23 protein-coding genes and 1 tRNA gene are annotated in these 20,792 nt (G+C 60.0%); 17 read left to right on the top strand and 7 right to left on the bottom strand.

All coding sequences use genetic code 11. The features are described from left to right. Positions 1-35 precede the first annotated feature (35 nt). The 10 genes from AEYBE204_RS35525 to AEYBE204_RS35480 all read left to right on the top strand — a co-directional run bounded on the left by AEYBE204_RS35525 (position 36) and on the right by AEYBE204_RS35480 (position 5,820). On the top strand, positions 36-860 hold the full coding sequence (locus tag AEYBE204_RS35525; protein ID WP_023463398.1) for a GIN domain-containing protein: 825 nt from the start codon (positions 36-38) through the stop codon (positions 858-860). A gap of 293 nt (positions 861-1,153) precedes the next feature. Further along, positions 1,154-1,229: transfer RNA gene (locus AEYBE204_RS35520), tRNA-Trp, on the top strand. 119 nt (positions 1,230-1,348) lie between these two features. Then, positions 1,349-1,651 carry a preprotein translocase subunit SecE gene (gene secE / locus AEYBE204_RS35515; protein WP_023463397.1) on the top strand — a complete coding sequence of 101 codons (303 nt, stop codon included), beginning with the start codon at positions 1,349-1,351 and terminating at the stop codon, positions 1,649-1,651. 5 nt (positions 1,652-1,656) lie between these two features. Then, positions 1,657-2,226 (top strand): transcription termination/antitermination protein NusG, encoded by a 570-nt coding sequence (gene nusG, locus AEYBE204_RS35510; protein ID WP_023463396.1) that lies wholly within the window; start codon positions 1,657-1,659, stop codon positions 2,224-2,226. 97 nt (positions 2,227-2,323) lie between these two features. After that, positions 2,324-2,680 (top strand): DUF6559 family protein, encoded by a 357-nt coding sequence (locus AEYBE204_RS35505; protein WP_023463395.1) that lies wholly within the window; start codon positions 2,324-2,326, stop codon positions 2,678-2,680. 57 nt (positions 2,681-2,737) lie between these two features. Next, positions 2,738-3,721: an NAD(P)-dependent oxidoreductase gene (locus AEYBE204_RS35500; RefSeq protein ID WP_023463394.1), complete on the top strand. Its 984-nt coding sequence runs from the start codon at positions 2,738-2,740 to the stop codon at positions 3,719-3,721. A gap of 319 nt (positions 3,722-4,040) precedes the next feature. Then, entirely contained in the window at positions 4,041-4,469 is a 429-nt protein-coding gene (gene rplK, locus AEYBE204_RS35495) for a 50S ribosomal protein L11 (protein ID WP_023463393.1), read from the top strand. An 11-nt stretch (positions 4,470-4,480) separates the two neighbouring features. After that, complete coding sequence (gene rplA, locus AEYBE204_RS35490) at positions 4,481-5,167, top strand: 50S ribosomal protein L1 (RefSeq protein ID WP_023463392.1); 687 nt, start codon at positions 4,481-4,483, stop codon at positions 5,165-5,167. A gap of 102 nt (positions 5,168-5,269) precedes the next feature. Further along, positions 5,270-5,524: a type II toxin-antitoxin system ParD family antitoxin gene (locus AEYBE204_RS35485; protein ID WP_023463391.1), complete on the top strand. Its 255-nt coding sequence runs from the start codon at positions 5,270-5,272 to the stop codon at positions 5,522-5,524. Continuing rightward, the gene (locus AEYBE204_RS35480; RefSeq protein WP_023463390.1) at positions 5,521-5,820 is read left to right on the top strand and encodes a type II toxin-antitoxin system RelE/ParE family toxin; all 300 of its coding nucleotides are present in this window, start codon (positions 5,521-5,523) and stop codon (positions 5,818-5,820) included. The genes AEYBE204_RS35485 and AEYBE204_RS35480 overlap by 4 nt, the downstream gene beginning before the upstream one ends. Here the strand turns inward: AEYBE204_RS35480 and AEYBE204_RS35475 are convergent, their stop codons facing one another. The 3 genes from AEYBE204_RS35475 to AEYBE204_RS35465 are packed head-to-tail and all read right to left on the bottom strand — an operon-like array spanning position 5,821 to position 8,234. Continuing rightward, positions 5,821-6,627: a ThuA domain-containing protein gene (locus AEYBE204_RS35475; RefSeq protein ID WP_023463389.1), complete on the bottom strand. Its 807-nt coding sequence runs from the start codon at positions 6,625-6,627 to the stop codon at positions 5,821-5,823. Between the two features lie 40 nt (positions 6,628-6,667). Further along, positions 6,668-7,279, bottom strand: a complete 612-nt coding sequence (locus tag AEYBE204_RS35470) for a tRNA-(ms[2]io[6]A)-hydroxylase (protein WP_023463388.1) — start codon at positions 7,277-7,279, stop codon at positions 6,668-6,670. A gap of 37 nt (positions 7,280-7,316) precedes the next feature. After that, a complete protein-coding gene (locus tag AEYBE204_RS35465; protein WP_023463387.1) occupies positions 7,317-8,234 on the bottom strand; it encodes a DMT family transporter in 918 nt (305 codons plus the stop codon). A gap of 108 nt (positions 8,235-8,342) precedes the next feature. On the opposite strand from AEYBE204_RS35465, the gene AEYBE204_RS35460 reads away from it, so the two are divergent. Continuing rightward, entirely contained in the window at positions 8,343-8,867 is a 525-nt protein-coding gene (locus AEYBE204_RS35460) for an Lrp/AsnC family transcriptional regulator (RefSeq protein ID WP_023463386.1), read from the top strand. Here AEYBE204_RS35460 and ftrA read toward each other — a convergent pair. The 3 genes from ftrA to AEYBE204_RS35445 all read right to left on the bottom strand — a co-directional run bounded on the left by ftrA (position 8,864) and on the right by AEYBE204_RS35445 (position 12,235). Then, positions 8,864-9,829, bottom strand: coding sequence for a transcriptional regulator FtrA (gene ftrA / locus AEYBE204_RS35455; protein WP_023463385.1), 966 nt, complete (start codon positions 9,827-9,829; stop codon positions 8,864-8,866). The genes AEYBE204_RS35460 and ftrA overlap by 4 nt on opposite strands. A 40-nt stretch (positions 9,830-9,869) precedes the next feature. Beyond that, complete coding sequence (locus AEYBE204_RS35450; protein ID WP_023463384.1) at positions 9,870-10,385, bottom strand: hypothetical protein; 516 nt, start codon at positions 10,383-10,385, stop codon at positions 9,870-9,872. Positions 10,386-10,450: 65 nt separating this feature from the next. Continuing rightward, positions 10,451-12,235, bottom strand: coding sequence for a tetratricopeptide repeat protein (locus AEYBE204_RS35445; protein WP_023463383.1), 1,785 nt, complete (start codon positions 12,233-12,235; stop codon positions 10,451-10,453). A 439-nt stretch (positions 12,236-12,674) separates the two neighbouring features. Here AEYBE204_RS35445 and rplJ point away from each other — a divergent pair, with 439 nt between their 5' ends. The 3 genes from rplJ to AEYBE204_RS35430 all read left to right on the top strand — a co-directional run bounded on the left by rplJ (position 12,675) and on the right by AEYBE204_RS35430 (position 14,299). Continuing rightward, positions 12,675-13,190, top strand: a complete 516-nt coding sequence (gene rplJ, locus AEYBE204_RS35440) for a 50S ribosomal protein L10 (protein WP_023463382.1) — start codon at positions 12,675-12,677, stop codon at positions 13,188-13,190. A 39-nt stretch (positions 13,191-13,229) separates the two neighbouring features. Then, a complete protein-coding gene (rplL, locus tag AEYBE204_RS35435) occupies positions 13,230-13,613 on the top strand; it encodes a 50S ribosomal protein L7/L12 (protein ID WP_023463381.1) in 384 nt (127 codons plus the stop codon). A gap of 128 nt (positions 13,614-13,741) precedes the next feature. Then, positions 13,742-14,299: a hypothetical protein gene (locus AEYBE204_RS35430; RefSeq protein WP_031231260.1), complete on the top strand. Its 558-nt coding sequence runs from the start codon at positions 13,742-13,744 to the stop codon at positions 14,297-14,299. A gap of 12 nt (positions 14,300-14,311) precedes the next feature. Here the strand turns inward: AEYBE204_RS35430 and AEYBE204_RS35425 are convergent, their stop codons facing one another. Next, positions 14,312-15,106 carry a hypothetical protein gene (locus AEYBE204_RS35425; protein ID WP_023463379.1) on the bottom strand — a complete coding sequence of 265 codons (795 nt, stop codon included), beginning with the start codon at positions 15,104-15,106 and terminating at the stop codon, positions 14,312-14,314. A 141-nt stretch (positions 15,107-15,247) separates the two neighbouring features. On the opposite strand from AEYBE204_RS35425, the gene AEYBE204_RS39665 reads away from it, so the two are divergent. The 3 genes from AEYBE204_RS39665 to rpoB all read left to right on the top strand — a co-directional run bounded on the left by AEYBE204_RS39665 (position 15,248) and on the right by rpoB (position 20,756). Then, positions 15,248-15,685, top strand: coding sequence for a hypothetical protein (locus tag AEYBE204_RS39665; protein WP_023463378.1), 438 nt, complete (start codon positions 15,248-15,250; stop codon positions 15,683-15,685). Positions 15,686-15,762: 77 nt separating this feature from the next. Continuing rightward, positions 15,763-16,413 (top strand): hypothetical protein, encoded by a 651-nt coding sequence (locus tag AEYBE204_RS35420; protein ID WP_023463377.1) that lies wholly within the window; start codon positions 15,763-15,765, stop codon positions 16,411-16,413. A 266-nt stretch (positions 16,414-16,679) separates the two neighbouring features. Then, positions 16,680-20,756: a DNA-directed RNA polymerase subunit beta gene (rpoB, locus tag AEYBE204_RS35415; protein WP_023463376.1), complete on the top strand. Its 4,077-nt coding sequence runs from the start codon at positions 16,680-16,682 to the stop codon at positions 20,754-20,756. Positions 20,757-20,792: the final 36 nt, after the last annotated feature.

The raw sequence follows: 20,792 nt of genomic DNA, 5'->3' as shown, positions 1-20,792 counted from the left end.
ATCGTTTCATCAGATCCATTTAGGGGACTAACGAAATGATCAAATCCGTACTGGCGGGCGTTGCCGTATCCGCGCTGGGCACTATTGCCGCGCAGGCCCACGCCGCCACCGAAGTCGAACTCAAGAACGTCGCTGCCCGCGTCATCGTTACGCCGGAAGACCGTAGCGACGTCAAGCTGACCGTGGCCTACGGCAAATCCACCCTGCCGAAAATCCTGATCGCGACGCGCGGCGACCGTCTGATCGCCAACGGCCAGCTGGGCAAGAGCGTCCATTGCAGCGGCCCCAATGCTCGCATCACCGGCAAAGGCACGATCGCTCAGGGCGATCTGCCGGTCATCCATATCCGCGTGCCGCGCGACGCCAAGGTATCGGCCGGCGGGGCGGTCTATGGCCGGATCGGCGCCACGCGCTCGCTGGAGTTTGCTTTGGGCGGTTGCGGCGACTGGACCGTGGACGACGTCGAACAAAAGGCCGAACTGAGCATCGGCGGTTCCGGCACGGTGCGGGCGCGCAATCTGGGCGAGGCGGAAATCGCCGTCGGCGGTTCGGGCGACGTCTATGCCAATCGCGTCGGTAAGCTGGAAGGTGCCATTGGCGGATCGGGTTCGATCAATGTCGCCGAAGTGCGTGGGCCCGTCGAAATCGCCATCGGCGGTTCGGGCGATGTGCGGCTGGACAAGGGGTTTGCGCCCAAGGTCGAGGTCAGCATCGCTGGTTCGGGCAATGTGCGCTTCAACGGCGAGGCGCAGGACGTGGAACTGTCGGTCGTCGGCGCCGGCGACGTGACGATTCGCAAGGTCACCGGCAAGGTCTCCAAGAGCGTTATGGGGTCGGGCAACGTCCATATCGGTAACTGACATTTTTTGTCGCGGTAAATTCCTACAAGGAACGTGACATCGCTATCTCCGCCGGTTCATCACGTCCCGGCGGCGATCCAGGAAACGGCCTGATCCATTGTGATCCTGCATTTCTCTGGTTCTCCAAACCTTGAAAGCGCAGTCACGCTCCTGTGGCTGCGCTCTTTTTTGGTTTACCTGCCGTTTTTTCGGTGGATTTTACGCAGCCGTGGCTTGCCCTTGGGCGGAACCACTGATAAACGGCTGCCCTCTCAGGGATTTGTGCGCGGCGTTTGCCATCGCCTAAGACCGATAGGGGTATAGCTCAGCTGGTAGAGCGCCGGTCTCCAAAACCGGAAGTCGTGGGTTCGAGTCCCTCTGCCCCTGCCATTTTTTCAGGTTTCCGTTTTTTCTGCAAAGCCGGGACCTTCACTTTCGAAGTGAGGCTTGAAATTCGCGTTTCCGGCCTCATTTCTGTTGTTCAAACAACTGTTCTGGAACCGCAACCCATGGCGAAAAAGCCGACTTCGACCACCACGGCAGACAGCGCGCGCAAGGTCAGCGTCGCGCCCGTGACCACGGCGCGTACCGCCGGTACGGACACCGTCACCCCGAAGAAGCGCACCAGCCCCGCCAAGTTCATCCAGGAAGTGCGTCAGGAAGCGCGCAAGATCACCTGGACTTCGCGCAAGGAAACCTGGATCACGACCGTCATGGTGCTGATCATGGTGTTGGTAGCCTGCGTGTTCTTCTATATAATCGACGGTGGCCTCGGATTCGTGGTCAACTTCCTTATCAATATCGGACGCTAATCAATATGGCCGAAACTCTCGAAGCTGCTCTGGCTCCCAATCCCCGCCATAAGTGGTACATCGTCCACGCCTATTCCAACTTCGAGAAGAAGGTGGCCGAATCCCTGCGCGATCAGGCGAAGTCGCAGGGCCTTGAGGACAAGTTCTCCGAAATCCTCGTGCCCACCGAAGACGTCGTCGAAATCCGCCGCGGCCGCAAATTCAACTCGGAACGCAAGTTTTTCCCCGGCTACGTGCTGGTGAAGATGGAAATGACCGACGAAGCCTATCACCTCGTCAAGAACACGCCCAAGGTCACCGGCTTCCTCGGTTCGGGCCTGAAGCCCGTGCCGGTCAGCGAAAAAGAAGTCCAGCGCATCGTCGGTAACGTCGAAGTGGCCGCTGAAAAGCCCAAGGTCGTCCTGTCGTTCGACATCGGCGAGAAGATCAAGGTAACCGACGGCCCGTTCGCTTCGTTCGACGGTGTGGTCGAAAGCGTCGATCAGGATCATGCCCGCCTCAAGGTGTCGGTGTCGATCTTCGGTCGCGCCACCCCGGTCGATCTGGAGTTCTCGCAGGTCGAAAAGACGGTCTAAGCGCCGTTCCAATCTGGAATTTGGAGCCCCGTGCAGACCCTGCGCGGGGTTTTCTTTTTTTGGGCGTTCTGTGCTAAGATACGACCGGAGGATGATCATGGGATGGTTTGAACGTTTCAGATTGCGCCGCGCGGTACGCCGATACGCCCGCTATGTGCCCGCCGCCTTGCGCAAGGGGTGGGGGAAGTCCGAGTTTTACACCCCAGGACAGGTCGAATCCGTTCTGAACGCCCTGAAAATGACGGACGGTTATCAGGATCTGGCGCGCGCGGTGTTTCTGACGGAAACCGATTTCCTCGAAGCTTCGGATGGAAACCTGAACCTCTCTTACGATGAAATCCGCGACCTGTTTTTCAGCTTTTCATCCGTGTCCGGTTATGGGCAGTACGAACACGCACCGTTAAGTGACGGCGATGCGGTTAACCGGTATGGCGTCGGATGGAGCCGCGAATAATATATGCGTTGAAAGCCGATCGGAAGTTTGCTTTGCCTTCACAGGTTGGAGGCGCACATGAAAATTCTGGTGACCGGCAGTTCGGGACATCTGGGCGAGGCGCTGATGCGGACGCTTCGGGCGCGCGGCGACGATGTCGGCGGTGTCGATATCCTGCCGTCGCCCTTTACAGACCATGTCGGCTCGATTGCCGACCGGGCGTTCGTTGCGCGCTGCATGGAGGGTGTCGAGGCGGTGCTGCATACGGCGACCCTGCACAAGCCGCATGTGGCGACCCACAGCCGTCAGGACTTCATCGATACCAATATCACCGGCACGCTGAACCTGCTGGAGGAAGCGGCGGCGCGAAAGGTGAGGGCGTTCGTCTTTACCTCGACGACCAGCGTCTTCGGTGACGCGCTGGTGCCGCCACCGGGCGAGCCTGCGGCGTGGATCACGGAGGACGTCGTACCTGCGCCGAAGAACATCTACGGGGTGACCAAGACCGCTGCCGAAGACCTGTGTCAGTTGTTCCATCGCAATCACAGGGTACCGTGCATCGTCCTGCGTACCTCGCGCTTCTTTCCGGAACCCGATGACTCGAAGGCGGCGCGCGAGGCTTTCGACGATACGAACCTCAAGGTGGTCGAATATCTCTATCGCCGCGTCGATATCGAGGACGCGGTCAGCGCGCATCTGCTGGCGATCGAGCGGGCAGGCGATATCGGCTTCGGCAAATATATCATCAGCGCTACGACGCCGTTTCAGCCGTCGGACCTTGCGGCCTTGCGCGAACACGTGCCCGATGTGGTGCGCAGCTATGTCGATTATGAGGATGTTTTCGCAGCGCGCGGTTGGCGGATGCCGGAGCGGCTGGACCGGGTCTATGTCAACGCCCGCGCGCGCCGCGATCTGGGCTGGGCGCCGAAGCACGACTTTGCGTCACTGATCGACGGTTTGAGGCGCGGCGAAGACCCTGTTAGCCCTCTGGCGCGTCAGGTCGGCATCAAGGGCTATCATGACGAAGCCTATGCCGACGGCCTGTTTCCAGTGGAGAGTTAATTATACCTCCCTGCACTTCAGTGCGGGGGGGCCGCACGAACCGACGAAGTCGGTGAGATGTGGTGGTGGGGTGCCTTTAATCTCAACGAGTATAGTCGCTGGATCGCTTGGTAGGCCCACCCCACCCGTCATCGCTCTGCGATGCCACTCTCCCCGCCAGCGGGGAGGTATAAGAATAAGACCGATCCCCCTTGCGCTCTTTACCCTTATCGTCTATAGCGCCCGCTCTTCACTCACAGTGAAGTCAAATCCGTGGGAGGGGCGACCCAGACCACGGCTCACAACGTCCCAAAATACCGGGACTTTATGGAGATATCCAATGGCTAAGAAAATCCTGGGCTACATCAAGCTCCAGGTGAAGGCCGGCTCTGCCACGCCTTCGCCCCCCATCGGCCCGGCTCTGGGTCAGCGCGGCGTCAACATCATGGGTTTCTGTAAGGAATTCAACGCCCGTACTGAAAACGTCGAAAAAGGCACGCCGCTCCCGACCATCATCACGGTCTATCAGGACAAGTCGTTCACCTTCGTCACCAAGACGCCGCCGGCGACCTTCTTCATCAAGCAGGCGCTGAACCTGAAGTCCGGCTCGAAGCTGCCGGGCCGCGATTCGGCCGGTTCGATCACGCAGGCTCAACTGCGTGACATCGCTGAAAAGAAGATGAAGGACCTTTCGGCACACGACATCGACGCCGCCGCCAAGATCATCGAGGGCTCGGCCCGTTCGATGGGTCTGAAGATCGTCGACTAAGGGGAAATCTGATGACCAAAATTGCAAAGCGCATCAAGGCTTGGAACGTCGAAGGCGAAAAGCTGCACGGCCTGACCGAAGCCCTCAACGTGGTGAAGTCCAACGCCAAGGCCAAGTTCGACGAATCCGTCGAAATCGCCGTCAATCTGGGCGTTGACCCGCGTCACGCCGACCAGCAGGTCCGTGGCGTCGTTCAACTGCCGTCGGGCACCGGCAAGGACGTCCGCGTCGCCGTGTTCGCCAAGGACAAGAAGGCCGAAGAGGCTCTGGCCGCGGGTGCCGAAGTCGTCGGTGCCGAAGACCTGGTCGAAAAGATCCAGGGCGGCTTCATGGACTTTGACCGCGTCATCGCGTCGCCGGACATGATGGCTCTGGTCGGTCGCCTCGGTAAGGTGCTGGGTCCGCGCGGCCTGATGCCGAACCCGAAGGTCGGCACCGTGACCCCGAACGTCGCTCAGGCCGTCAAGGACGCCAAGTCCGGTGCGGTCGAGTTCCGCGTCGAAAAGGCCGGTATCGTTCACGCCGGCATCGGCAAGACCTCGTTCACGGTCGAACAACTGGAAGCCAACGCCAAGGCGCTGGTCGATGCTCTGGTTAAGGCCCGTCCGTCGGGTGCCAAGGGCCTCTATGTCCGCAAGATCTCGCTGTCCTCGACCATGGGTCCGGGCGTGAAGGTCGACACCTCGTCGGCTGTCTAAGTCTTGCGACAATAGACGAAATTAAAGCCGCTCCGGCAACGGAGCGGCTTTTTTGTTGCCGGAAGGTGGGTTGATAATTATTATCAGGGCCGGAGGTGCCTCATGCCCAGCAGCGTCAATCTCGGTCCCCATCTTGAAGACGTGGTGACCAACCTGATCACGTCCGGTCGCTACAGTTCACGCAGCGAGGTTCTGCGCGAAGGTGTGCGTATCATCGAAGAACGCGAAAAGCGTCTGGCGGCTCTGGATGCCGCTATCGCGCGGGGTATCGCCGATGCCGATGCGGGCAGGGTACACGATGCTGACGATGTGCTGCGGGAGGTGACGGCGTCGCTTAAGGCAAAATACGGTACATGAGGCTGATTTTCGCTACTGCGGCCCGCGACGATTTGAGATCGATCGGCGAATATATAGCCGAAGATAACCCGACGCGCGCCATTACGTTCGTCGCTGAACTTGTAACCGCAGCCAAGGCATTGATCATAGCGCCCTATGCTTTTGCGCTTATGCCGAGATACGAACGCTCCGGTATCCGGCGCAAGCCTTATAAGCGATATGTCATCTTCTATCGCGTCGAGGACAATAAGATCGTTGTCATCCATATTCTCAACAGCGCTCAGGATCATGAAGCGTTACTGTTGCCAGACACCTGATCAGCACATCTTAGCCTTCTTATCCTTCGCCCATTCCAGCGCGCCTTCTATGTGGGTGAGAAACACCGGATCGGACCAGTCCGTGATCTGGTGCCCCAGGGCCGTAAAGAAGACGCCGCCCTTGCCTATGCATTTCGTCCAGATGATCGGATGGTCCTTGCCCATGCGTCGTTTGTCACCGGGGTCGTAGGTCGTCTCATCGGCGGTCGCCAGCACATGGACGCCGGGACCGCGCGGATTTCGGTCGAAGCTGTACCATTCTTCGTTGCGCGTCCAGTTGACCGGTAGCTTTTTCATCGCCGGATGGGCCGGGTCTTCGATGCGGACGACGCCGTCCTGAATTTGCGGGTGCCCCCCGAAACCCGCCCCTATGACATGGTCGATGTACCACGGCCACGGATGGCGGCTGGTGCCGCCTGCGCCGTGCAGGGCGACGATGCGGCCGCCGTTTTCGAGCCATGTCTGAAAAACGACCTTCTGTTCCGGCGTGAACAACTCCCCCGTCGAGTGGTTGAGGACGACCACGTTGAAACGTTTCATGTCCTGCGCGTTGAAGATAGCGGCATTGCTGGTCTCATAGACCGCCCAGCCGCGCCGGGTCGCGATGTCGATGACGGCTTTGGCGGTGGCGGGCATGCTGTCGTGCCGCCAGTCATTGGCCTTGGACAGGATCAGGATGGCCGGGCGTTTGACGGTTTTCGGCACGACCGGGGCGACCGTCTCGAAAACGGGTGTGGTCACGCGCTCGGCGGCAACCGGCAGGGCGGCGAGGGCGATGAAGCCCGCCACAAGGAGTGATTTACGCATGGTGTTTCCTCTTATTTTTGAGAGGACTATGCGCAGAGTTTTACGCTACGGCAAGGGCGGGCGTGCCGCTGTGGAAGCGGAACTCCGGATCGGGATCGCTGATGAGCGCCTGTTCGACCGGGCGGATGGCCTCGATGCGGCGGGCGATGTCGTCGGCGTCGCCGTAGAGATGCGCCAGCTTGAGATAGTTGGTGAAATGGCGGCCTTCGCTGTCGAGCAGGCCCTTGTAGAACTTGCCGAGTTCGGCATCGAGATACGGCCACAGGGCCCCGAAGCGCTCGCACGAGCGCGCCTCGATAAAGGCCGAGACGATGAGGATATCGGTCATCATGCCGGGTTCGCTGCGTCTAACCATCCGCCGCAAGCCCATAGCATAGCGCGACGGCGTCAAAGGGCGCAACTCAACGCCGCGCTTCTTCATCAGCTTCATGACCTGCTCATGATGGACCAGCTCTTCGCGGGCCAGCCGCGACATGGCGTTCATCAGGGTCTCGTGCGTATTGTACTTGGCCATGATGTTGAGCGCGTTCGACGCGGCCTTGTACTCGCAGTTCTTGTGATCGAGCAGCAGGATGTCCTGATGCATAAGCGCCGCGTCGATCCACGCGCGCGGGGTCTCAGAGCCCAGAAAGTCGATGATATCAGCCAGCATGGGCGGGTGTTTGCCAAAGCCGCCGACTGAAATCAAGCTATTCAGCCGGCTGGGCGATGGCCACGGGTTTGGTTCGCAGGGTCAGCAGCAGGATGGTGGCGATGATGCAGGCCGTGCCGATGACATCGAACACGCCGAACGGCACGTTCAGCCACAGAACGGCGATGACGGTGGCCGACAAAGGCTCGGCGCTGGCCATCAGGCTGGCGGTGCGCGCGCCGATCAGCTTGGTCGCCTGAATATAGGCGAGGAACGCGATCAGGGTGCCGCCGATAATGGCGAAGGACGCGGCTCCGAGCGTCCCGGCGTCCCACGTGCCGCGCATGTCCCACGGGGCGTGGATGAAACTGAACGCGACGCCGCCGATCAGCATGGCCCACCCCAGAACCACGGGGGCCGGATAATGGCGCATCAGGGTAATCGGCTGGATCGAATAGACGGCAAAGGCCACCGCCGAGGCCAGTCCCCAGAACAGGGCGGCGGGCGAAATCGACAGGCCGCCGGGATTGCCGTGGGTCACCAACAGGAAGGTGCCGCCGACCGCGAGCGCAATCGACAAAGCTTCGAACGGACCGGGCAAACGCTTTTCGCGGAAGGCATACCAGGCGGCGATCATCACCGGGCCGGTATATTGCAGCACGGTCGCCGTGGCGGCGTTCGATTCCCGGATAGCGGCGAAATAGGTATATTGCACCGAGATCATACCGAGCATGGCGAAGGCGAACAGGCGCTTGAGATTGGCCTGATCACGCCAGATCGCCCACACAGCGCGTGGATAGCGCACGGCACAGATCGCCAGCAGCGCCGCGCCTGAAATCAGCATCCGCACCGTGACCATCCATTCGGCGCTGACGCCCTTGGTCTCGAACAGGTATTGCATGGCCGTGCCGGACACGCCCCACATCAGAGCGCCGAGAAAGGCCAGACCGTAACCCTGAGACGCCGCGCTGCGCATGACTGTTCCTTGTAGAGTGCTTTAGCAGGGAATATATTGCGGCAATGACGATAAGTGCGCTCTTAAACGGAGCCTTGTGCGAGAAAATGTCTCATTCAGGCGCGTGATATGAAAAATTTTACCCCGGACGCTTTCGACTACGCCATCCTCGATGCGGTGCAGGCCGACAATAAGGTGCCGCTGCGGGAACTGGCCGAACGCGTCAACCTGTCCACCGCCGCGGTTCAGCGGCGCATCCGGCGGCTGGAGGACGAAGGCGTCATCACGCGCAATATCGCGGTCATCGAGCCGCACCGCGTCGGCTTACCGATCACCATCGCCGTCGAGGTGACGATGGAGCGCACCCATATCGACGAACTCGATGCCATGCGGGCCTTGCTTACCGCCGCGCCGGAGGTGCAGCAATGCTACTATGTGACGGGCGAGGCCGACTTCGTGCTGATCGTGCTGGTCGAGACGATGGAGCAGTACGAGGCGCTGGCGCGGCGGCTGTTCTACGACAACCGGAACGTCAAGACCTTCAAGTCGATGGTGACGCTGGACCGGGTAAAGGTGGGGTTGAGTGTGGACCTTTCCGAGCGCATTCCCAAAAGTGGGAACCGGTTTTGGGCCCCAAATGCGCGACCAGATTAAAGCCGTTGAAAGGTCTGGCGATAGGCGGTCGGGGTGGTCGACAGGTTTTCACGGAAATGATGCCTGAAATTGGCGGCGCTGCCGAAACCGCAGGTCAGCGCAATGCTGTCGATAGGCTCCGGCGTCGCCTCCAGCATATCGCGTGCGATTTGCAAGCGAACCTGCATCAGCCATTTGGCGGGCGTCGTACCGGTGGCTTCCTCGAAGCGGCGCAGGAAGGTGCGTTCGCTCATGCCGGCGCGGCGGGCCAGTTGCGCCACGGTGTGCGGGCATTCGACGTTTTCACGCAGGTAATCGAGCAGCGGCCCCAGCCGGTTGCGCTCGTATTCGATTGGCACGGATTTCGGGATATATTGCGCCTGACCGCCGTCGCGGTGCGGCGGCACGACCAGGCGGCGCGCGACCTTGTTGGCGGCTTCGGGGCCGAAGTCGCGACGGATCAGATGCAGGCACAGATCGATCCCCGCTGCGCTGCCCGCCGAGGTCAGGATCTGGCCTTCGTCGATATAGAGCACGTCCGGCACCAGCTCGATATCCGGATAGGTTTCAGTGACATAATCCACATACTTCCAGTGCGTGGTGGCCTTGCGCCCTTTCAGCAGGCCCGCCGCCGCCAGCACGAAGGCGCCGGAGCAGATGGTGACGATGCGCGCCCCGCGATCGTGGGCGCGCTGCATGAGGTCGATCAGCGTGTCGGGGATCGGTTTGTCCATTGGCCAGCCGGGGATGATGATCGTGCCTGCGGTTTCCAGCCACGCGCGCGGCGCGTCCGCCGTGACGCTCAGGCCTGCCGTCGTCCGACACGGCCCGTCATCGAGCGACACGACGCGAAAACGGTACCAGTTCGGCCCCATCTCAGGCCGCTCAAGGCCGAACAGTTCCACGGCAATTGAAAATTCGAACAACGGCATCCCGTCGAAGGCGAGGGCGCAGACATCACGATTGAAATCAAGGTTTGGCATGATTGGCAATATGCGCTGAAATCCTGCCATTGGCAATGGATCAGCCCGCCGGGATATTGGCCACATTGCGGGCGCAGGTGCGCAAAGCCGTGGCTGCAAACCCTTTGTTTTTCATGTCGAAGGTGCCCATCGGTTTGCCCTCGAAGGTCACGCTGACCACCTGCGCCTTTTCGAGCATTCCCATGGCTTCGCCGGTACTGGCCGGACCTGACGGGTTCTTGTCCCAGCCCGCCCACAGGCCCTGCACATAGCCGTTGCGATAGCCGCCCCATTTCGCCGTCGTCTTGCCGACGCCCTTGAAATCCAGCGTCATCGGCTTTGACTGATCCTTGGTGTCCTTGTCGTCGACGATCTCCCAGCGGTTCTGGTGGATACTGGCGCTGAAGGTGCCATCGATATGCAGCAGGAAAGTGAGGGTGCGGCCGTCGGCGCGCGGATAGTTCAGGGTGCAGCGGTCGCGACCGACCTCAAGCTGAAAGGCATGGGTTTCCGGCTCGGCGGCAAAAGCAGCAGGCGTGGCCAGCATAGTGGCGACAGCAAACAGAGCGATGCGCATGATGAATCCTCTCTAGCGCATCCCGAAACTGTGAAACGGTTTTCGGATAAGATGCGCGTTAAATACTAACGGCAATAGGGGTTGGATGACGGGCAGGCGGTCGTGGAACCGGACAGATAGTTGTACATCTGGTTCCAGTTGGAATTGTCGATGATCGAGGACACGCTCTGGCCGGAATAGCTGCTCGACTTGTACGGCGTGTAGGTCGACCCCGACGAGACGTAGTTGGCGTAGGCCGAGGCGTTCCACCGCGACCAGCGCTCGTACTGCGCCTTCTGATAGGCGGCGAATTCCTCGGCGCGGCGCTTGCTTTCGACGCGGATCGGTTCGGCCAGCATGGAGCGATAGATGCCCTCGGCCATTTCGCTGCCGCGGCTGGCGGCGATCAGCATGTAGTTTTCGCCCTTTTTGCGGTCTTCCTTGACGCCGTCGCCGTACCAGTAGGCCATGCCGATCCATATGGCGGCTTCGACGTGGCCGACGCGCGCGGCGTTCTCTATCGCAATGATGCCCTCGGCCTTGCGCGAGGTGTCGAACACGCCGTCAAGGCCATAGACCAGCCAGCCGCCGATAACCCACGCTGCGTCTTCGTTCCCTTCCTGCATCAGGCGCACGACGGCATTGACGCCTTCGTTACGGTCGGCGGTGCTGGCCGATTTGACGTATTTTTGCGCTTCGGCCAGTTGTTGCGTGACCGTCAGGCTGGGGTCGATCTTGGGGATCGTGCTGCGGATGCCCGGATTGCCATCGGCGACCATCTTGGCGTATTTGCAGCCATTGGCCCAGCCGAGCCGGCACGACTTGTCGAGGAGCGCGATGGTCACGCCGCCGTTCCCCGCAATGCCCAGACCCTTCTGATAGGCGTAGGATAGCTCGTCGCAGGCCTGACCGTTATTCAGGTCGCAGCCCCGGCGCATAAAATAGAGCCCCTCCATCTGGTTGGTGGTGGCGCCGGGCGTCTTGCCGTACATGCCGATCTGCCCGATGACGACGCAGGCCACACTGTCGCCCGCTTGACATGAGGTATGCAGGAACTTCTCGCCCTTATTGAGCGACGCCTTGTCGCCCTTGATCAGAAACATACCGTAGAGGCGGCAGGCGCGCACCCGGTCGCCGGTCGAACTGACGCAGCCGGTCTCGGAGGCGGCGCGGGCCTTGGTGGCGTCGATGGGAACGCCTTTGCCGGTGTTATAGGCCTCGGCCAGACCGCTACACCCCCAGGCTTGCTTGGCGGCACACCCTTTCTCGAAAAGCGGTACGGCCTTTTTGTTTAAAGCCACATCGGTCGTTTCATCGAACCACTGGCGTGCCTGAATCCAGCAGCCGTCGTCGTCATTCGCCGCGCAGGCCTGCGCAATCAGGGCGTCGGCCTGCGCGCGGTTCTGCGCGGCGTCGGGACCGCGCATCAGGGCCTGAGCCAAGGCCGAACAGGCCTTGGGCGTCTTGTAGGTCTCGCAGCCGGTCTTGGCGAATTGCCGTGCCATGTCAACATTGACGAAATTGGCCTCGCCCGACAGGACGACCTCGGCGGTGCGCGCGCAAGCGTGGCCGCTGCCCGCCTTGCAGGCCAGCCGCCAGTAGCCCAGCGCAACGCGCATATCGGGCCGGATGGCCCCCAGCCCCGTCTCGAACGCCCCGGCCAGTTTCACACATTCGGCGACCTTGCCACTGCGGCAGGCCTTGTCCCAGGTCATCGACACGCCCCACAGTCGGTAGGGCATGTTCTGATGGCCGGTATCGATGAAAAAGTCGCGGCTATCGTCGTAGCGCGACGGCAGCTTTTCCGCCGCCATAGCGGTGCCGCTGATAGCTATCAGCAGGCAAACGAAACGCAGGATTTTCGCAAACATGGCCAGCCCCGTGATCGAAGACCGGAAGAGTCACAAAACGGTGTTTTCCCCACAACCCATGTTCAGGGGTAGTGGCGCGGCCTGACGGGATTTGTAATAAAGCCGCCAAAAGCGTGGGGCAGGGCTTGATTTTACGCGGACTTGCGGATAAAGAGCGCCCCTCGGCTAGAAAGAGCAATCTTTCCTGTCGTTCTGTCCGAGACCTTCGAGGGAGCAGGGGCCACCTGTTCCGTAATGCACCGGGAGCCCCCGGGCGTCGAAATTGAGACGGGACGCGAAACGCCTCAAGATATCACGTTCTCCCTTAAAGAGTACGCGATCCTTGTGTTTTTTGCCTCTCATCATGGACAGTGACTTCATCGTTTCGGGCAACCGGAGCGCTTAAGTCGTACGCTTTGCGGGATTGTCCCGTAAAGCAATTCCTCAACCGGAGGCCACAATGGACCGCGCTAAAAAAGCCGAATCGATTGAAGAGCTCAAGAGCGTCTTCGCCGAATCCGGCTCCGTGGTTGTTGCCCAATATTCGGGCATGACCTTTGTGGAAATGGCTGATCTGCGCCTGCGTCTTCGTAAAGAAGGCGCCGTGCTCAGAGTGTTTAAGAACCGTCTGGCTCAAAAGGCTCTGGACGGCTCGGTCGGCGAAGCGGGCGACGCCCTCTTCAAGTTCCCGACCGTGCTGGCCTATGCCAATGACCCGGTGACGGCCGCGAAAATCTCCGCCCAGTACGCCAAAGAGAACGACAAGTTCAAAATCGTTGGCGGCATCATGGACGGTACTGTTCTCAACGCCGACGGGGTCAAGGCGCTTGCCACCCTGCCGTCGCTCGACGAACTGCGCGGCAAGCTCATCGGTCTGCTTCAGGCCCCGGCGACCAAGGTTGCCGGCGTGCTTCAGGCGCCCGCGGCTCAACTGGCTCGCGTCTTCAACGCTTACGCGACCAAAGAAACCGCTTAACAGCTCATTCCCATCCCATCTTACCTTTAAGGAAATACAATGTCTAAACTGGAACAACTGGTCGCCGACCTGTCCGCCCTGACCGTTCTCGAAGCCGCTGAACTGTCGAAGCTTCTCGAAGACAAGTGGGGCGTCTCCGCCGCCGCTCCGGTCGCCGTTGCCGCCGCTGGTGGCGCTGCCGCTGCCCCGGCTGAAGCCGTCGAAGAGCAAACCGAGTTCACCGTCGTCCTCGTGGACGGTGGCGACAAGAAGATCAACGTGATCAAGGAAATCCGTGGCATCCGTGCAGACCTCGGTCTGAAGGAAGCCAAGGACCTGGTTGAAGGCGCGCCGCAACCGGTCAAGGAAAACATCTCGAAGCAAGAAGCTGCCGACATCAAGTCGAAGCTGGAAGCTGCTGGTGCCAAGGTCGAAGTTAAGTAAGTCGGGTGCCCCCGACCGGGGGTACTTGGAGCGGTATCGCTCAACTTACTAAAAATGCAGGCTCGGGAGTTCGCTCCCGGGCCTGTTTTTTCTTGATGCGGCTGTTATACTGCAAGCGGGGGGAACACATGTCATATAAGCATTTTCTTATTGTCGGCCTGATATTTTTCGCCAGCTCTTATGGTCTTGAATATTCGGCTGCGGGAGGAAATATCAATCTGTGGCGAAATATCTGGCTCGCCAATCCGACATTTTCTTTTCAGGCTGCGCTGCTTTTTACGGTTGCCTTTTTGAGTTTCCAGACCACTTGGCGACATCGCGCCGCAGGCGCAGTATTATTTTGTGGCGTAAGCGCCATCCTTGTTCTGGCGGCTGCGGCTTTCCTTGATCCGGAACCGGTTCATCTCATAAATGCCATTGCCTATACGGGCGCGGGCGCGTGGATCGCCTACTGCGTTTCGACATATGTATTGCCGTTAATCGCCAAGGGTAACCGCAGCATCATAAACATCGGGCTGTTTGGGTTGAATGCCTTAGGATTTGTCGTTTTTATCTTTGTAATGGCGGGATACCTCATAGAGGCGTCCGGATTGAAAACAGGGATATTATACAGTCTGGGCGCACTGGTGGGGGGCTTGATCCAGTATGTTCGTCGCAAGATGGCAGAGCGGACGGAACCCGACTGAAGCGAGTTCACACTATCCCCGCGGCGGCATAGGCGGACGGCCGCCGCCGAAGCCATTGGGGGGCGGGCCCATCCTGGATGCCTGACGCGGGCCATCGCCCAGAGCCAGAGTCACCGTGCCGACAAACCCCTCACGCACATTGCCGGTAAGCTTCACCGTCTGGGCCTCGCGTTCGGTGGCGGTGTTGTCTCCGAAGACCATATCCGTGTCGAAACTGACCCGCGCCAGATTATTTGTGCTGGCCTCATAGCCTTCCGCCTCGCGGTAGATCTGCTCGCATAGCGCGCGGTCGAAAGCGAACTGCGTGGTGGCGATTTTGTCGTCGGCGCTGTGGGCAGTGGCGAGCGAGGGATAGACCTCGACATGAATATGGGGCATCCGACCGTCGTAGCAGCCGGGAACGATGGTCAGGAACTCGGCCACGCCGTCCTTATCCGTCGGCTGCACACCGCGCAGGAAATCCTCTTTCGGCAGGGCGTAGAGCGAATACTGCCCGTCGCGGGTGCAGTTCCAGATATAGACGGCGTGATCGGCCAGCGGACGGCATCCGGCACCGGTCAGCCGGATGCGCAGGGTCAGGGGCACGCCCGCTGCCATAGCGCCCGTATTGCCGCTGGTGCGGATATCGCGGCGCTCGATGAACGGCAGTTTCAATGCATTGGGGCTTTCTGTCGCCGATGCCCTTATGCCCGGCGGTCCCCGGCGCGAGCCGTCGGCGGGGAAGGGACCTTCGGTCTCTTCGGGCAAGGTGACGCAGGTGTCGGCCAGAGCCGGACCGGCGATAGCGGCGCTTCCTATCAAAGACATAACGTGGCGACGGGACGGGAACGGTTTACGCATGGGGCCTCACTTGAACTGAGCTTAGTCTAAAGACTTCACACGGCGGTATGATGTCGCCGCCGCAAGACGGGCGGTTTTGTCGTGGCAATCCCTGTGTTAGATTGCCGCATGACGCCCGAACTCAGACTGTCACTCGACCTGATCCGCTCGATTATGCCGCAGGACCAACCGTGGTGGATTATCGGCTCGACCGCGCTCTGTCTGAGTGGTGTCGATATCGTGCCTAAGGATGTCGATGTCTTTGCGTCGTCTGCCGTGATCGAGGCCGCGCGGATAAAGCTGAACGCCGAAACCATGCCGCCGCGCCCGGACGGCAGGTTCCGCTCCAACCCCTATTTCCAGCACACGCCCGAAGGAGGCGTCGAGATCGACTTCATGGGCGATCTGGAGGTGTTTTCAGGAGGCGAATGGGGTAAATTGCAAATTGAAAGTGAGGATTGGGTTGATGCTCTGCCGGTACCTTCGCTTGAAGAGCAAGTGCGTATATTGCATCTGTTCGGAAGAGATAAGGATATTGTGCGCGCCAATCGTCTGGTCCTCCCCTGATTTCAGGGGATGCACAAAAAAACGGATAGTTTCAGGATGCAGTCTATTGTGGTAGTTTTGCTGAAAGGGAGGGGGGCATGAATACACCGTCACAGTTTCAGACTATTATTGACAAGCGCAATCGTGATGCCGGCATTCGGGATATTCCAGAACCGAAAACGACCGGCATTTATAAGGCGATAGACATCGCCATGGTAGTGATTAGTTTTAGCCAGGCGCTTGTGTTTGCAAGCTTTCATGACAAAAGCTTAAGTACCGAATGGGAGTATTTCTTCGAGTCTTTAGTAGCGCCGATTTTTCGCAATATTGCAGTGTTTGCTAAGGCCGATGATCCACCGACATTATTTTATCTCACTATCCTTCTCATTAGTCCGCTCTTAGTCATAGTGCAGGATAGGCGTTTCCCTATGAAGGTATGGGCTTTGGTCGGCTCGATATGTGTCATGGCAGGCGCTATGTTTTCATCTTCCACGTCCGCGCCGTACGCCGTTGTTTTGGCTTTCATCGTCTGGTATCTGGGTCAGGTGATAGCGACACACTTCATCCGCCTGTCAAAGACGTTCAGAATCGTCAATAACGACAGAGTCGTTGCCGGGTGCTGTTTGTTTGTTGCTCTGTTTATCATTGGTGTCGGCGTGCCCGATATTTCCAACTACGTCCTGCCGTTGGTTGCGGGCATTTTTCTCGGCATTTGGATGTGGTTTTACAAGCCCGCTGAGAAAGTTTAAATCTCCCCTCGACATACGTGGATAAGTAGGCTATGGCACACTCCCTTTTAAGGCGTACTGCGCCTTGATATAGGCCCGAATGCCGGTTTTATGCTCTTTCCACCGGTGAGGGGCCTTAAGCTTTCTGAAGCGAAAGCCTTTGAAAAACAGCGTCTTTGGCGGAAACGTCATAAAAGAGCAGGCGCATAAAACGTTTCTCAAAATGCCCCGTTCGCGGGGTGATACCTAAAAATCTAAACGCGTTTAAACGCTTTCAAGGAATAACGATGGCCCTGTCGTTCACCGAAAAGAAGCGGATTCGTAAGTCTTTTGGCCGAATCCCCGAAGCGATCCGTATGCCGAACCTGATCGAGGTTCAGCGCTCCTCCTACGAACAGTTCCTGCAACGCTTCGTCCGCGCCGTCGAGCGCGTCGACGACGGTCTGGAAGCCGTGTTCAAGAGCGTCTTCCCGGTCAAGGATTTCAACGAGCGCGCCACGCTCGAATACGTCTCGTACGAGTTCGAAGAGCCGAAGTACGACGTCGAAGAATGCATCCAGCGCGACATCACCTATGCCGCGCCGCTGAAGGTCAAGCTGCGTCTCATCGTGTTCGAAACCGATGAAGACACGGGTGCCCGTTCGGTCAAGGACATCAAGGAGCAGGACGTCTATATGGGCGATATCCCGCTCATGACGGACAAGGGTACCTTCATCGTCAACGGCACCGAGCGCGTGATCGTCTCGCAGATGCACCGTTCGCCGGGCGTCTTCTTCGACCACGACAAGGGCAAGACCCACTCGTCGGGCAAGCTCCTGTTCGGCGCGCGCATCATCCCGTACCGCGGTTCGTGGCTCGACTTTGAATTCGACGCCAAGGATATCCTCTATGTCCGTATCGACCGTCGCCGCAAGCTGCCCGCCACGACCTTCCTGGCCGCGCTGGGCATGGACGGCGAAGAAATCCTGACGACCTTCTACGACGTCGTGCCTTACGAAAAGAAGGGCGATGCCGGCTGGGTCACGCCGTACAAGTTCGAGCGCTGGCGCGGCGTGAAGCCGGAATTCGACCTGATCGACGCCGACAGCGGCGAAGTGGTCGCTCAGGCCGGCACCAAGATCTCGGCCCGTTCGGCCAAAAAGCTGGGCGACACCGTGAAGTCGCTCCTGCTGTCGCCGGACGCGCTCAATGGCCGTTATCTGGCCCGCGATGCCGTCAACTTCGAGACCGGCGAAATCTATGCCGAAGCCGGTGACGAGCTCGATCCCGCTGCCATCGCCGTGCTGGAAGCGCAGGGCTTCACGACCATTGACGTGCTCGACATCGACCACGTGACGGTCGGCGCCTATATGCGCAACACGCTGCGCGTGGACAAGAACACGTCGCGTGAAGACGCTTTGTTCGACATCTACCGCGTCATGCGTCCGGGCGAGCCGCCGACGATCGAAGCCGCCGAGGCCATGTATCAGAGCCTGTTCTTCGAAATCGAGCGCTACGACCTGTCCAGCGTCGGCCGCGTCAAGATGAACATGCGTCTTGAGCAGGACGTCTCGGACGCCGAGCGCGTGCTGCGCAAGGACGACATCCTGAAAATTCTCAAGATCCTCGTCGGCCTGCGCGACGGTCGTGGTGAAATCGACGACATCGACAACCTCGGCAACCGCCGCGTCCGCTCCGTCGGCGAACTGCTGGAAAACCAGTACCGCGTCGGCCTGCTGCGTATGGAACGCGCTATCAAGGAGCGCATGTCCTCGGTCGATATCGACACGGTCATGCCGCACGACCTCATCAACGCCAAGCCGGCTGCCGCTTCGGTGCGCGAATTCTTCGGCTCGTCGCAGCTCTCGCAGTTCATGGACCAGACGAACCCGCTGTCGGAAATCACGCACAAGCGTCGCCTGTCGGCCTTGGGCCCAGGCGGTCTGACGCGTGAGCGCGCGGGCTTCGAAGTCCGCGACGTTCACCCGACGCACTATGGCCGTATCTGCCCGATTGAAACGCCGGAAGGCCCGAACATCGGTCTGATCAACTCGCTGGCCACCCACGCCCGCGTCAACAAGTACGGCTTCATTGAATCGCCTTACCGCCGCGTCATCGACGGGGCTGTGCAGGAAGACGTGACCTACATGTCGGCCATGGAAGAGTCGAAGCACACCATCGCTCAGGCGAACGTGCAGATTCAGAACGGCAAGTTCGTCGACGACCTGACCACGGTCCGCATCAACGGCGAAGTGACGCTGGCCGGTGTGGAACAGGTCGACTATATGGACGTGTCGCCGAAACAGGTCGTCTCGGTCGCTGCCGCGCTGATCCCGTTCCTTGAAAACGACGACGCCAACCGCGCCCTCATGGGCTCGAACATGCAACGTCAGGCCGTGCCGCTGGTGAAGGCCGACGCGCCGTTTATCGGCACCGGCATGGAATCGGTCGTCGCCCGCGACTCCGGCGCCACCATCGCGGCCCGCCGCACCGGTGTCATCGAGCAGGTCGACGCGACCCGTATCGTTGTTCGCGCCACGGAAGAAACCGACCCGGCCAAGCCCGGCGTCGACATCTACCGCCTGTCGAAGTTCCAGCGTTCGAACCAGAACACCTGCATCAACCAGCGCCCGATCGTAAACGTGGGCGACAAGGTCGCTGCCGGTGACATCATCGCCGACGGTCCGTCGACCGATCTGGGCGATCTGGCGCTGGGCCGCAACGTCCTCGTGGCCTTCATGCCGTGGAACGGCTACAACTTCGAAGACTCGATCCTGATCTCCGAACGCATTGTCCGCGACGACATCTTCACCTCTATCCATCTGGAAGAGTTCGAAGTCATGGCCCGCGATACGAAGCTTGGGCCGGAAGAAATCACCCGCGACATCCCGAACGTCGGCGAAGAAGCCCTGCGCAACCTCGACGAAGCCGGTATCGTGGCCATCGGTGCCGAAGTCCAGCCGGGCGATATCCTCGTCGGCAAGGTGACGCCGAAGGGCGAAAGCCCGATGACGCCGGAAGAAAAGCTCCTGCGCGCCATCTTCGGTGAAAAGGCTTCCGACGTCCGCGACACCTCGCTGCGTCTGCCGCCGGGTGTGGCCGGTACGATCGTTGAAGTCCGTGTCTTCAACCGTCACGGCGTCGAAAAAGACGAACGCGCCATGGCGATCGAGCGTCACGAAATCGAACGCCTCGGCAAGGACCGCGACGACGAACTGACCATCCTTGAGCGCAACATCTACGGTCGCCTCAAGGAAGTCATCCTCGGCCAGACCGCCGTCTCCGGCCCGAAGGGCATGGGCCGCGGCGAAGTCACCGAAGAGAAGCTGGGCGAAGTGTCCAAGGGCCTCTGGTGGCAGATCGCGCTCGAAGACGAGAAGCTGATGGGCGAACTGGAAGCCATGAAGCGCCAGTTCGAAGATGCCCGCAAGCGTCTGGACCGTCGCTTCGAGGACAAGGTCGAGAAGCTGCAACGCGGCGACGAACTGCCGCCGGGCGTCATGAAGATGGTCAAGGTCTTCGTGGCTGTGAAGCGCAAGCTTCAACCGGGCGACAAGATGGCCGGCCGTCACGGCAACAAGGGGGTTATCTCCAAGATTCTCCCGGTCGAAGACATGCCGTTCCTCGCCGATGGTGAGCACGTGGACATCGTTCTGAACCCGCTGGGCGTGCCGTCGCGCATGAACGTCGGTCAGATCTTCGAAACCCACCTGGGCTGGGCCTGCGCCAATATCGGCAAGCAGATCGCCAACCTCCTCGAAGAGTGGCAGAACGGCGGCCAGAAGCAGGCGCTGATCGATCACCTGAAGGGCGCCTACGGTGCCGATCAGGAACTGCCGGAAACGGAAGAAGAGCTGATCGAGCTGGCCAAGAACCTCGCGCGCGGCGTGCCGATCGCGACCCCGGTCTTCGACGGTGCGCACATCAACGACATCGAGGACATGCTCGAATTCGCCGGCCTCAACCGTTCGGGTCAGTCGATCCTGTTCGACGGCCAGACGGGCGAGCAGTTCAAGCGTCCGGTCACCGTGGGCATCATCTACATGCTCAAGCTGCACCACCTGGTCGACGACAAGATCCACGCCCGCTCCATCGGGCCGTACTCGCTCGTTACCCAGCAGCCGCTGGGCGGTAAGGCGCAGTTCGGCGGTCAGCGCTTCGGGGAAATGGAGGTCTGGGCTCTGGAAGCCTATGGTGCCGCCTATACCCTTCAGGAAATGCTGACCGTGAAGTCGGACGACGTGGCCGGCCGGACCAAGGTGTACGAAGCGATCGTCCGTGGCGACGACAGCTTCGAAGCCGGTATCCCGGAATCGTTCAACGTCCTGATCAAGGAAATGCGTTCGCTGGGTCTCAATGTCGAATTGGAAAATGGTCAAGGGTAAAGGCTGAGGGGTCGCAAGACCCCTCAAATACCCCGT

Origin of the sequence: Asticcacaulis sp. YBE204, from assembly GCF_000495855.1 — a bacterium.
GTDB lineage: Bacteria > Pseudomonadota > Alphaproteobacteria > Caulobacterales > Caulobacteraceae > Asticcacaulis.
Note: the sequence above shows the minus strand (reverse complement) of the source record. Positions and strands in the feature narration are given on the sequence as shown.